The following is an 11,380-nucleotide window of genomic DNA, read 5'->3' as shown; positions in this document are numbered from 1 at the left end:
GGCATGGCGTCCTTCGCGCCTGCGGCGCTTCGGCAAACCTGCGAGGCCCGGGCAGGCGGCCCCCGCGACCGAACTCGCTGCGTGTTTGCCCGCGTGCGGCCAAACACTCCGCTCAAACACCGGTGTCGCGAGCCAGGAACGTACGCGCGGCTCGATACGCGCTACGCGCTCTCGTAGCCGCGCTGGGCCGCCTGCCCGGTCCTCGCAGGCGCCATGCCTTCATGCGCGACCCCGGCCCCGCCCGCACGGGGGCCGGCAGCAGGGCAGGGCGGTAGCGCATTGGTGCGCGGCCATCACCACCGCCATGGATCCTGGCGTTGTGCGTAGGGTGGGCAAGCTTGCTTGCCCACCGTTTCCCGCGGGCCGTCATGGTGGGCAAGCAAGGCTTGCCCACCCTACAGGGATCACGACTTGCTCGATCGAGCAAAGCTTTCGCCGCCTGACGCGACGCACTCTGTCATTGAATGCGGCAAGCCCGCCGAGGCTCGAATGACCACCCCAGGTCAGCCATTCCCCTACCCCGGTAGAATCACGTTTTTAACAGCCCCCGCATTCCATGTCCGCCTGGGTCCTGCCGGATCACATCGCCGATGTGTTGCCTTCCGAGGCCCGGCACATCGAAGAACTGCGTCGCGAATTGCTGGACACCGCTCGTGGCTACGGCTACGAGCTGGTGATGCCGCCGCTGCTGGAGCACCTGGAATCGCTGCTCACGGGCACCGGCGAGGCGCTGGAGCTGCAGACCTTCAAGCTGGTGGACCAGCTCTCCGGCCGCACGCTGGGCCTGCGCGCGGACTCCACGCCGCAGGTGGCGCGCATCGACGCGCACCTGCTCAATCGCCAGGGCGTCACGCGCCTGTGCTACTGCGGCCCCGTGCTGCACACCCGCCCCGACCGTCCCCATGCCACGCGCGAGCCGCTGCAGTTCGGCGCCGAGATCTACGGCCACGCCGGCCTCGAAGCGGACCTCGAGGTGCTGCTGCTGGCGCTGGATTGCCTGAAGGCGACCAAGGTCGAGGCGCTGACGGTGGACATGGCCGATGCCCGCATCGTGCGTTCCCTGCTGACGGGGATCGCGGTCACGCCCTCGCAGCTGGAACAGGTGCACGCCGCGCTCGCCACCAAGGATGCGACCGAGCTGCAGTCGCTCACCAGGGACTTCCCCGCCACCGCGCGCGAAGGCCTGCTGGCGCTGGTCGACCTGTATGGCGATGCAAAGGTGCTGGACGAGGCCGCCAGGATCCTGCCGAAATCGCAGCTGACGCAGCAGGCGCTGGAGCACCTGCGCTGGCTCGGAAGCCACGTGGGCGGCGCCCGCATCCGCTTCGATCTCGCCGACCTGCGCGGCTACGCGTATTACAGCGGCGTGCGCTTCGGCATCTACACGCCGGGGGCCAGCGACGCGCTGGTGCGCGGCGGCCGCTACGACGAGGTGGGCGCCGTGTTCGGCCGCAACCGTCCGGCCGTGGGCTTCAGCCTCGACGTGAAGGAGCTGGTCGGCGTGGCCGCGCAGCGTTCCCTCAAGGCTGCGATCCGCGCGCCCTGGCTGGATGCCGGTCCCGACGCGACCGAACTGCGTGCCGCGATCGCGGCGCTGCGCCGTGAAGGCGAGACCGTGGTCTGCGTGCTGCCGGGCCACGAAAGCGAAGTGGACGAGTTCCACTGCGACCGCGAACTGGCCCGCGATGCCGCCGGCCGCTGGGCCGTGCGGGCCCTCTGATCCCGAATCATTTTTCCTGCAAGAGCGAAGTCATGACGAAGACGAAGGGCCGCAACGTGGTCGTGGTCGGCACCCAGTGGGGCGACGAAGGCAAGGGCAAGCTGGTCGACTGGCTGACCGAAATGGCCCAGGGGGTGGTGCGTTTCCAGGGCGGCCACAACGCCGGCCACACGCTGGTGATCAACGGCGTGAAGACCGCGCTGCACCTGATCCCCAGCGGCATCATGCGCCCGGGCGTGAAGTGCTACATCGGCAACGGCGTGGTGCTGTCCCCGGCCAAGCTGCTGGAGGAGATCGAGGGCCTGGAGAAGGCCGGCGTGGAGGTGCGTTCGCGCCTGCGCATCAGCGAGGCCTGCCCGCTGATCCTGCCGTTCCACGCGGCGCTGGACATCGCGCGTGAAGTCAAGCGGGAGCAGGGCGGCACCGAGAAGATCGGCACCACCGGCCGCGGCATCGGTCCCGCCTACGAGGACAAGATCGCCCGCCGCGCGCTGCGCGTGCAGGACCTGAAGGATCCCCAGCGCTTCGCCGCGAAGCTGAAGGAAGTGCTGGACCTGCACAACTTCGTGCTGACCAACTACCTCGGCGCGCAGGCGCTCGACTTCCAGCAGGTGCTGGACGAGGCGCTGCGGCAGGGCGAGCAGATCCGCCCGATGATGGCCGACGTCTCGCGCGAGCTGAACGAGGCCCACATCCACGGCGACAACCTGCTGTTCGAAGGCGCGCAGGGCACGCTGCTGGACGTGGACCACGGCACCTACCCGTACGTCACTTCGAGCAACTGCGTGGCGGGCAATGCGGCCGCCGGCGCCGGCGTCGGCCCGGGCATGCTGCACTACATCCTGGGCATCACCAAGGCCTATTGCACGCGCGTGGGCGGCGGCCCCTTCCCGACGGAACTCGATTGGGAGACGCCCGGCACGGTGGGTTACCACCTCTCGACGGTCGGCGCCGAGAAGGGCGTGACCACCGGCCGCTCGCGCCGCTGCGGCTGGTTCGATGCGGCGCTGCTGAAGCGCAGCGCGCAGGTCAACGGCCTGTCGGGCCTGTGCATCACCAAGCTGGACGTGCTGGACGGCCTCGAGGAGCTGCAGCTTTGCACCGGCTACGAGCTCGATGGCGAACACATCGACATCCTGCCGCTGGGCGCCGACGAGATCGCGCGCTGCAAGCCGGTGTACGAGACGATGGAGGGCTGGACCGATTCGACGGTGGGCGTGACGCAGTTCGACAGGCTGCCGGTGAACGCGCGCCTGTACCTGCAGCGCATCGAGCAGGTCACGGGCGTGCCGGTCGACATCATCTCGACCAGCCCGGATCGCGACCACACGATCATGATGCGCCATCCCTACCTGGCCGACTGAGAAGGAACACGAACGATGTTGACGGAAGACGGCAAGCACCTGTACGTCAGTTACGACGAGTACCACAACCTCTGCGAGAAGCTGGCGATCCGGATCCACCAGTCCGGCTGGGAGTTCGACACCATCCTGTGCCTGGCCCGCGGCGGCATGCGTCCCGGCGACATCCTCTCGCGCATCTTCGACAAGCCGCTGGCGATCATGTCGACGAGCTCCTACCGCGCCGAGTCCGGCACGGTGCAGGGCCACCTGGACATCGCGCACTACATCACCACGCCCCGCGGCGAGATCGCGGGCAAGGTGCTGCTGGTCGACGACCTGGCCGACTCGGGCCTGACGCTGCAGCGGGTCGTGGAGATGCTGCGCAGCAAGTACCAGAAGGTCACCGAGCTGCGCACCGCGGTGCTGTGGACCAAGGGGCTGTCGAAGTTCAACGCCGACTACTCGGTGGAATTCCTGCCGACGAACCCGTGGATCCACCAGCCGTTCGAGAGCTACGACACGACGCGGCCGGAGAAGCTGCTGGAGAAGTGGAAGGTCTAGGCTCCGTCACCCCCGCGCAGGCGGGGGCCCAGGGCTTTCGAGGAAGCGGCGCATCGCGCCGCTTTTCTTTTGGACGCACTGGATCCCCGCCTGCGCGGGGATGACGGGGACCGTTACCATCCCCGCATGACGACCCCCGTCACCGACCTCATCCACCACGGCTACGAGCCGCCCGCCGGCTTCCGTTCGCCGCAGCCTGGCGTCTACAAGGCTTCCACCATCGTCTTCCCCAATGTCGCCGCCATGCGGGCGCGCGACTGGCGGCACAAGAGCGGCTACACCTACGGGCTGCACGGCACGCCGACCACCTTCACGCTGGAGGAACGCATCGCGGCGCTGGAAGGCGGCCGGCACTGCATCCTGGTGCCCAGCGGCCTGGCGGCGATCGCCAACGTGTGCTTCTCGCTGCTGAAGGCCGGCGACGAGGTCCTGCTGCCGGACAACATCTACGGGCCGTCGAAGAACCTCGCCGAGGGCGAGCTGAAGAACTTCGGCGTGCGCTACCAGCTGTACGACCCGATGAAGCCGGCGGACCTGGAAGCGCGCATCGGCCCGCAGACGCGCCTCGTGTGGCTGGAGGCGCCGGGCTCGGTGACGATGGAGTTCCCGCCCGTCGCGCACCTGGCGCACATCTGCCGGCAACGCGGAGTCACGACGGCGCTGGACAACACCTGGGGCGCGGGCCTCGCCTTCAACGGCTTCGACTTCGGCCGCGGCGAGCGCTTCACGCCGGGCAGCGGCGCCGACATCGTGGTGCAGGCCCTCACCAAGTACCCGAGCGGCGGCGGCGATGTCCTCATGGGCAGCATCGTCACGCGGGACGAGGCGCTGCACCACCGCCTGAAGCTGACGCACATGCGCCTGGGCTGGGGCGTGGGCGGCAACGATGCGGAAGCGGTGCTGCGCTCGCTGCCCAGCATGCTGGTGCGCTACGAGGCGCACGACCGGTCGGCGCGTCTACTTGCCGCCTGGCTGCGGTCGCGGCCCGAGGTCGCGCAGCTGCTGCATCCCGCCTTCGCCGGGTCGCCCGGGCACGAGCACTGGCGTGCCCTGTGCGGCGAGGACGGCCTGGCCGCGGGCCTGTTCTCGATCGTGTTCCACGAACGTTTCGCGCAGGCGCAGGTCGATGCGTTCTGCGATGCGCTGAAGCTGTTCAAGCTGGGTTATTCGTGGGGCGGGCCGGTGAGCCTCGTGGTTCCCTACGACATCCCGGGCATGCGCAATGCCAAGCTCGGAACCTGGACGCACGAGGGGATCCTGGTGCGGTTCTCCGTCGGGCTGGAAGATCCGGCGGACCTGCAGGCGGACCTGGCGCAGGCGCTGGAGGCCATGTAGGCTGGCGGTGGAGCGCAGCGAAACCCCGGCGCTCCCCCGTCAACCCGCCACCAAGCCCTTCGCCACCGCCGCCATCGCCTCGGGCGTCCGGTCCCTGGGCGCGATCGCCTCGGCGTCGCCGAAGCCCATGAAATTGCGCCGCGTCGACGACGCATAGCCCGGGTCGTAGTGCTTCACCAGCAGCTCGCGCACGACCGACTCGATGTTCCCCGCGTGCACCTGCTCCTGCCACGCATTCACCTGTTCGCGCCCGCGCAGCTGCGCCAGCGCCTCCAGCCGCTCGGAGAAGAACTTCGGATCGCGGCGGAAGAACGCGTAGTCCTCCAGCAGCAACTGCACGCGCTCGTCGTCCGGCAGGTCCAGCCGCAGGCAGGGACTCGCGCGCATCGCGCCCATGAGCGGCTCGGGCACGGCGAGGTTGCCGACCTTGCGGCTTTCGCTCTCGACATACACCGGACGCGAAGGCTGGAAGCTGCGCAGCTTCTCCCACACCAGCGTGTCGAAGCGCTTCTGGCTCGGCTGCGGCTGCCCGGGAATCAGTCCCAGCACCGAACTGCGGTGGCTGGCCAGTGCCTCGAGGTCCAGCACCTGCGCGCCGGCCGCTTCCAGGGCCTGCAGCAGGCGCGTCTTGCCCGAGCCGGTGGGGCCGCAGACCACGCGGTACTGCAGCCGGGCCACCACGCGCGGCATCGCGGCCAGCAGCGCGGTGCGGAACGCCTTGTAGCCGCCCTCGACGAGGCTGACGCGGAAACCGATCTGCCCCAGCACCAGGGCGAGCGAGCCGCTGCGCTGCCCGCCGCGCCAGCAATACACGAGCGGTTGCCAGTTCCTGGGCTTGTCGCCGACCTGCTGCTCGATGTGGCGCGCGATGTTCGCCGCCACCAGGGCGGCGCCGCGCTTGCGCGCCTCGAACGGGCTGACCTGCTTGTAGGTGGTGCCGACCTCGGCGCGCTCGGCGTCGTCGAGCACGGGCCAGTTCACTGCACCGGGCAGGTGGTCCTCGGCGTATTCCGATTCGCTGCGCGCGTCGATCACCGCATCGAAGCTCGCGAGGCGCTCCATCGCGACAGCGGCGGGCAAGGTATTGAGGCTCATTTCGGCAGCAGCTTCCTCAGCTCGGGCCAGACGTTGTCCAGCATCATCGGGTGCGCCTCCTCCCGGGGGTGGATGCGGTCGGCCTGGAACAGCTTCATGGGGTCAGGCCCGTCGGCGACCCCTTGCAGGAGGAAAGGCACGAAGCCGGTCTTGTACTGCTTCGCGACCCTGGCGAACAGCCCCGAGAAGCGGTTGGCGTAATCGGTGCCGTAGTTGGGCGGCACCTGCATGCCCACCAGCAGCACGCGCGCGCCGGCCTTCTGTGCCGCCTCGGTCATCTTCGCCAGGTTGTCTTCGGTCATCGCCAGGGGCAGGCCGCGCAGGGCGTCGTTGCCACCGAGCTCGATCACCACGTGAGTGGGCTTGTGCTGCTGCAGCAGGGCGCCCAGGCGCGCGCGGCCGCCGGAGGTGGTGTCGCCGCTGATGCTGGCGTTGACCACCCTGGCCGCGAGCTTCTGCTTCGCGAGCCGCTGATCGAGCAGGGCGACCCAGCCCGTCCCGCGCTTGAGGCCATACTCCGCGCTCAGGGAGTCGCCCACCACGAGGATCACCGGCGGGCTGCCGCCGGCTGCCGCCCGGGCGGCGCCACAAGACGCGGCCAATGAAGCCACGATAAAGTCACGCCGCGACCACGTCACCAGCTGCATGCCCGAATCCATCATCTCCGTCGAACACATCCACAAGTCCGTCACCGATTCCACCGGGACGCTCGACATTCTCCGCGATATCGATTTCGCACTGTCGCCGAGGGAGACTGCCGCCATCGTGGGGGCGTCAGGATCGGGCAAGAGCACGCTGCTGTCGATCATCGCCGGCCTCGACACGCCCACGCGCGGCACCGTGCGCCTGGCCGGCCAGGACCTGTTCGCCCTCGACGAGGATGCGCGGGCGGAACTGCGGGCCCACAAGGTGGGCTTCGTGTTCCAGAGCTTCCAGCTCATGGGCAACCTGACCGCGCTGGAGAACGTGATGCTGCCGCTGGAACTGGCCGGCCGGCGCGACGCGCGCAAGGCCGCCGGCGAGATGCTGGCCCGCGTGGGCCTGGGCGAGCGGCTCGGCCATTACCCGCGGGTGCTGTCCGGCGGCGAGCAGCAGCGGGTGGCCCTGGCACGGGCCTTCGTGGTGCAGCCGGCCGTGCTGCTGGCCGACGAGCCCACGGGCAGCCTGGACTTCGCCACCGGCGAGACCGTGATGCAGTTGATGTTCGACCTGAACCAGGAGCTGGGCACGACGCTCGTCCTGGTGACGCACGACCGCGCCATCGCCGAACGCTGCCAGCGCCGGATCACGATCGAGGCGGGCCGGGTGCTGGAACCCGCCTGAGGGATTCCCACATGCACCGCGGCCGGCGTCCCCTTTAGCATGGCGGCACCATGCCGCAGTACCAGATCCAGCGACTCGCCGGCGCGCTCGGCGCCGAGATCCTCGGCGTCGACCTCGCCGCCGGCCTCACCGAATCCCTCGCCGCGCAGATCCGCCAGGTGTTCCTCGAGCACCAGGTCGTGTTCTTCCGCGACCAGCAACTCACGTCCGAGCAGTTCCTCGCCTTCGCGAAAGCCATGGGGCAGCCGGTCGAATATCCCTTCGTGAAGGGTCTCGAAGGCCATCCCGTGATCATCGAGGTGAAGAAGCTGGAGCACGAGCGGACCAACTTCGGCGGCATCTGGCATTCGGACACCACCTACCTCGAACAGCCGCCCATGGGCTCGATGCTGCTGGCGCGCGAGGTGCCGCCCTACGGCGGCGACACGCTGTTCGCCAGCCAGTACGCGGCCTACGAGGCGCTGTCCGAAGGCATGCGCCAGCTGCTGGCGCCCCTGAAGGCGATCAGCAGTTCGGCGAAGGCCGACGTGTCCAAGACCCGCGAGGACCGCATCGCCTCCGACGGCCGCGCCGACGCCAGGAAGGACTACACCGCCACGCACCCGGTGGTGCGCACGCATCCCGAGACCGGCCGCAAGGCGCTGTACGTGAACGTCGCGCACACCGTGCGCTTCGAGGGCATGACGGAGGAGGAGAGCGCGCCGCTGCTGCAATTCCTCCACCGGCACCAGGTGAAGCCCGAATTCACCTGCCGCTTCGGCTGGCGCGCGGGCTCGCTGGCGTTCTGGGACAACCGCTGCGTGCAGCACAACCCCGTGAACGACTACCACGGTCATCGCCGCCTCATGCACCGCATCACCCTGGCCGGCGACACGCCGCGCTGAATCATCGAGGACCCATGCTGACCCGTTCCCGCTTCATCGCCGCCTTCGCCGCAGCCATCGCCACCTTCGCCGCCGCACCCGCCTCCGCCCAGTCCTGGCCGAACAAGCCCGTCAAGATCGTCGTGCCGCAGACGCCGGGCGGCGCCTCCGACGCGCTGGCCCGCATCGTGGGCCAGAAGCTCGCCGAAAAATGGGGCCAGCCGGTGGTCGTCGAGAACAAGGCCGGCGCCGGTGGCAACGTCGGTACCGACCACGTCGCCAAGTCGCCGGCGGACGGCTACACGCTGCTCATGAGTTACGTGGGCACGCAGGCGATCAACGGCAGCCTGTACAAGTCGCTGCCCTACGACCCGTACAAGGACTTCGTCACGGTCGCGACGCTGGCCACGGTGCCGTTCGCGCTGGTGGTGAACCAGACCTTTCCGCCAAAGAGCGTGGCCGAACTCGTGGCCTATGCGAAGGCGAACACCGGCCCGGTCAACTTCGGGTCCGCCGGCAACGGTTCGCTGAACCACCTGCTCGGCGAGATGATGAACCAGAGCCAGGGCATCAAGCTGGTCCACGTGCCGTACAAGGGTGCGGCGGGCGCGCTCACCGACACCATCGCCGGCCAGATCCAGATGACGTTCAGCAGCCTGCCTTCGGTGGCGGGCCACATCCGCTCGGACAAGGTGCGGGCGCTGGCGATCACCGGGCCGCGGCGTTCGCCGGCGTTCCCGAACGTGCCGACGCTCGGCGAGGCCGGTTACGCCGGCTTCGAGATCAGCCCCTGGTTCGGCCTGCTGGCGCCCGCCGGCACGCCGGCCGCCGTGGTGCGCAAGATCAACGCCGACGTCGCCGAGGTACTGCGCGACAAGGACACGCTGGAGAAGTTCGCCGGGGCCGGCGCCGACCCCTACGCGACCACGCCGGAGCAGTTCGCCCGCATCCTGCAGGAAGACATCCACAAGTGGTCGCAGGTGGTGAAGACGTCGGGCGCCAAGATCGACTGAGCCCCGCGGGCGGAGGGCACGGGATAATCCCGGGATGTCCTCTCCCAAAGTGCTGTTCGGTTTCCATGCGGTGGGGGTGCGCCTGCGCACCTCGCCGAAATCCATCCTCGAGATCTACGTCGACAGCGCGCGCAAGGACGCGCGCATGCGCCAGTTCCTGCAGAAGGTGCAGGAGGCCGGGCTGAGGACGATCGAGGCCGACGGCCTGCGGCTGTCCAAGCTGGCGGGCAGTGCCGGCCACCAGGGCGTGGTCGCGCGCGTGGAGGCGCTGCAGGCCAGCAACTCGCTCGACGACCTGCTGGACGCGCTCGCCGTGCCGCCGCTGCTGCTGGTGCTCGATGGCGTGACCGACCCGCACAACCTGGGCGCCTGCCTGCGCGTGGCCGACGGCGCCGGCGCGCACGCGGTGATCGCGCCCAAGGACCATGCGGTGGGCATCAACGCGACCGTGGCCAAGGTGGCGAGCGGCGCCGCCGAGACGGTGCCGTACTTCATGGTGACCAACCTCGCGCGCACGCTGGGCGAGCTGAAGGAACGCAGCATCTGGTGCACCGGCCTGAGCGACGAGGCGACCGCGTCCCTGTACCAGACGGACCTGAAGGGCCCCACGGCCCTCGTGCTGGGCGCCGAAGGCACCGGCCTGCGCCAGCTCACGCGCAAGACCTGCGACGGGCTGGCATCGATCCCCATGCTGGGCGCGGTCGAGAGCCTCAACGTCTCGGTGGCGAGCGGCATCTGCCTCTACGAAGCGGTGCGGCAGCGGCAGGCTTGAACACCATGCGACAAACACGAGTCTTCGCCCTCGCGGCGGCCCTGGCCCTCGCCGGCTGCACGCAGGAGCAGCAGAACCAGCTGGGACGCGGCATCCAGAACTGGACCGGCACCAACGGCGTGCTGGAGCTCTACGCCGGCGACAAGCTGGTGCGCCGCTTCGTGCGCGTCGACAAGCTCAGTACCGCCATCGGCACCAGCGACAACGAGCCGCGCATCTACCGCTACGGGTACGGCGTGCTCGACGAGAACCTGAACTTCGTCGCCGATCCCGGCGAGAAGAAGGTGTACTTCGAGGTGGGCGGCTTCGGCAACTACGTCTTCTTCGAGAACCCCCGGTAAGGCCTCCTTGCGCGCCGGCCGCCGCGCACCCAAGATCGCGGGGCGCGGTGGTCGCGCTGCACACAAGGAGGCAACATGTTGAAGAAAACGATGTCCGCCCTGGCCGTGACGGCCGTCCTGGCGGGTTGCGCCGCCATGGACTCGATGATGGGCGGCGGCTGGACGACGCTGATCGAGGGCACCCGCGGCCTGGACAACTTCAACCGCGTGGGCGACGCGAACTGGGTGGCCGCCGACGGCGCGATCCAGGCGTCCAGTGGCGGGAAGGATCCCGGCTACCTGGTGACGCGGCAGGCGTACCGCGACTTCGCGATCCGCGCCGAATTCTGGGCGAGCGACGATGCGAACAGCGGCATCTTCCTGCGCTGCCAGGAACCGAACCGCATCACCGACGAGAACTGCTACGAAGCCAACATCTTCGACCAGCGCCCGGATCCGACCTACGCCACCGGCGCCATCGTGAAGGTCGCGCCGGTCCCGAACCCCGCGCCCAAGGCCGGCGGCAAGTGGAACACCTACGACATCACCGCGCAGGGCGACCACCTGGTGGTGGTGCTCAATGGGCAGAAGACGGTGGACGTGCACGACCGGAAGCTCGCCAGCGGCCCGGTCGCCCTGCAGTGGGGGCGCGGGACGATCAAGTGGCGGAAGGTGGAGATCAAGCCGCTGTGAAAGTTTCGTCATCGGCGCGGAGGCGGCCTCTGCGTCATCCCCGCGCAGGCGGGGATCCAGAGCTTCTTGTATTTTGAAGCGGCTGCGCCGTTTCCCGCTTTTTCGCATCGCGCCGGCTGCCAGCCCCCGTGCGGGCGGGACCGGGGTCGCGCTGGCATGGCGTCCTTCGCGCCTGCGGCGCTCGGCAAACCTGCGAGAACCGGGCAGGCGGCCCCCGCGGCCGAACTCGCTGCGTGTTTGCCCGCGCACGGGCAAACACTCCGCTCAGACACCGGTGTCGCGAGTCAGAAACGTACGCGCGGCTCGATACGCGCTACGCGCTCTCGTAACCCCGCTGGGCCG

At 69.1% G+C, this 11,380-nt stretch carries 12 protein-coding genes; 10 read left to right on the top strand and 2 right to left on the bottom strand.

What is annotated here, in order from left to right; all coding sequences use genetic code 11:
• Nucleotides 1–556 precede the first annotated feature (556 nt).
• The 4 genes from VF522_RS17060 to VF522_RS17045 all read left to right on the top strand — a co-directional run bounded on the left by VF522_RS17060 (nt 557) and on the right by VF522_RS17045 (nt 4,959).
• Entirely contained in the window at nt 557–1,720 is a 1,164-nt protein-coding gene (locus tag VF522_RS17060; protein WP_330909496.1) for an ATP phosphoribosyltransferase regulatory subunit, read from the top strand.
• A 32-nt stretch (nt 1,721–1,752) separates the two neighbouring features.
• Nucleotides 1,753–3,084 (top strand): adenylosuccinate synthase, encoded by a 1,332-nt coding sequence (locus VF522_RS17055; protein ID WP_330909495.1) that lies wholly within the window; start codon nt 1,753–1,755, stop codon nt 3,082–3,084.
• Nucleotides 3,085–3,099: 15 nt separating this feature from the next.
• Nucleotides 3,100–3,624, top strand: a complete 525-nt coding sequence (locus VF522_RS17050) for a phosphoribosyltransferase (protein ID WP_330909494.1) — start codon at nt 3,100–3,102, stop codon at nt 3,622–3,624.
• A 126-nt stretch (nt 3,625–3,750) separates the two neighbouring features.
• Nucleotides 3,751–4,959: a PLP-dependent transferase gene (locus tag VF522_RS17045; protein WP_330909493.1), complete on the top strand. Its 1,209-nt coding sequence runs from the start codon at nt 3,751–3,753 to the stop codon at nt 4,957–4,959.
• Between the two features lie 39 nt (nt 4,960–4,998).
• Here the strand turns inward: VF522_RS17045 and mnmH are convergent, their stop codons facing one another.
• Both mnmH and VF522_RS17035 read right to left on the bottom strand, forming a co-directional pair.
• Nucleotides 4,999–6,054 (bottom strand): tRNA 2-selenouridine(34) synthase MnmH, encoded by a 1,056-nt coding sequence (gene mnmH / locus VF522_RS17040; protein ID WP_330909492.1) that lies wholly within the window; start codon nt 6,052–6,054, stop codon nt 4,999–5,001.
• Entirely contained in the window at nt 6,051–6,701 is a 651-nt protein-coding gene (locus VF522_RS17035) for an arylesterase (RefSeq protein ID WP_330909491.1), read from the bottom strand. The genes mnmH and VF522_RS17035 overlap by 4 nt, the downstream gene beginning before the upstream one ends.
• Between VF522_RS17035 and VF522_RS17030 the strand changes: the two genes are divergently transcribed.
• From VF522_RS17030 to VF522_RS17005, 6 genes are all read left to right on the top strand, one after another.
• Nucleotides 6,700–7,377 (top strand): ABC transporter ATP-binding protein, encoded by a 678-nt coding sequence (locus VF522_RS17030; protein WP_330909490.1) that lies wholly within the window; start codon nt 6,700–6,702, stop codon nt 7,375–7,377. The genes VF522_RS17035 and VF522_RS17030 overlap by 2 nt on opposite strands.
• Nucleotides 7,378–7,427: 50 nt before the next feature.
• A complete protein-coding gene (locus VF522_RS17025) occupies nt 7,428–8,261 on the top strand; it encodes a TauD/TfdA dioxygenase family protein (RefSeq protein WP_330909489.1) in 834 nt (277 codons plus the stop codon).
• Between the two features lie 14 nt (nt 8,262–8,275).
• Nucleotides 8,276–9,253, top strand: a complete 978-nt coding sequence (locus tag VF522_RS17020) for a tripartite tricarboxylate transporter substrate binding protein (protein ID WP_330909488.1) — start codon at nt 8,276–8,278, stop codon at nt 9,251–9,253.
• Between the two features lie 34 nt (nt 9,254–9,287).
• Complete coding sequence (gene rlmB / locus VF522_RS17015; protein ID WP_330909487.1) at nt 9,288–10,025, top strand: 23S rRNA (guanosine(2251)-2'-O)-methyltransferase RlmB; 738 nt, start codon at nt 9,288–9,290, stop codon at nt 10,023–10,025.
• 5 nt (nt 10,026–10,030) lie between these two features.
• Nucleotides 10,031–10,366: a hypothetical protein gene (locus VF522_RS17010; RefSeq protein WP_330909486.1), complete on the top strand. Its 336-nt coding sequence runs from the start codon at nt 10,031–10,033 to the stop codon at nt 10,364–10,366.
• Between the two features lie 75 nt (nt 10,367–10,441).
• The gene (locus VF522_RS17005) at nt 10,442–11,038 is read left to right on the top strand and encodes a DUF1080 domain-containing protein (RefSeq protein WP_330909485.1); all 597 of its coding nucleotides are present in this window, start codon (nt 10,442–10,444) and stop codon (nt 11,036–11,038) included.
• The last annotated feature ends 342 nt before the right edge of the window (nt 11,039–11,380 follow it).

The organism is Ramlibacter sp. (genome assembly GCF_036383835.1).
GTDB lineage: Bacteria > Pseudomonadota > Gammaproteobacteria > Burkholderiales > Burkholderiaceae_C > Ramlibacter.
Note: the sequence above shows the minus strand (reverse complement) of the source record. Positions and strands in the feature narration are given on the sequence as shown.

Bases quoted from the DNA above. Each gene is read 5' to 3' on its own strand.
- VF522_RS17060 (WP_330909496.1), top strand. From the start codon at position 557: ATGTCCGCCTGGGTCCTGCCGGATCACATCGCCGATGTGTTGCCTTCC.
- VF522_RS17050 (WP_330909494.1), top strand. From the start codon at position 3,100: ATGTTGACGGAAGACGGCAAGCACCTGTACGTCAGTTACGACGAGTAC.
- VF522_RS17035 (WP_330909491.1), bottom strand. From the start codon at position 6,701: ATGCAGCTGGTGACGTGGTCGCGGCGTGACTTTATCGTGGCTTCATTG.
- VF522_RS17055 (WP_330909495.1), top strand. From the start codon at position 1,753: ATGACGAAGACGAAGGGCCGCAACGTGGTCGTGGTCGGCACCCAGTGG.
- VF522_RS17010 (WP_330909486.1), top strand. From the start codon at position 10,031: ATGCGACAAACACGAGTCTTCGCCCTCGCGGCGGCCCTGGCCCTCGCC.
- rlmB (WP_330909487.1), top strand. From the start codon at position 9,288: ATGTCCTCTCCCAAAGTGCTGTTCGGTTTCCATGCGGTGGGGGTGCGC.
- VF522_RS17045 (WP_330909493.1), top strand. From the start codon at position 3,751: ATGACGACCCCCGTCACCGACCTCATCCACCACGGCTACGAGCCGCCC.
- VF522_RS17020 (WP_330909488.1), top strand. From the start codon at position 8,276: ATGCTGACCCGTTCCCGCTTCATCGCCGCCTTCGCCGCAGCCATCGCC.
- VF522_RS17030 (WP_330909490.1), top strand. From the start codon at position 6,700: ATGCCCGAATCCATCATCTCCGTCGAACACATCCACAAGTCCGTCACC.
- VF522_RS17005 (WP_330909485.1), top strand. From the start codon at position 10,442: ATGTTGAAGAAAACGATGTCCGCCCTGGCCGTGACGGCCGTCCTGGCG.
- mnmH (WP_330909492.1), bottom strand. From the start codon at position 6,054: ATGAGCCTCAATACCTTGCCCGCCGCTGTCGCGATGGAGCGCCTCGCG.
- VF522_RS17025 (WP_330909489.1), top strand. From the start codon at position 7,428: ATGCCGCAGTACCAGATCCAGCGACTCGCCGGCGCGCTCGGCGCCGAG.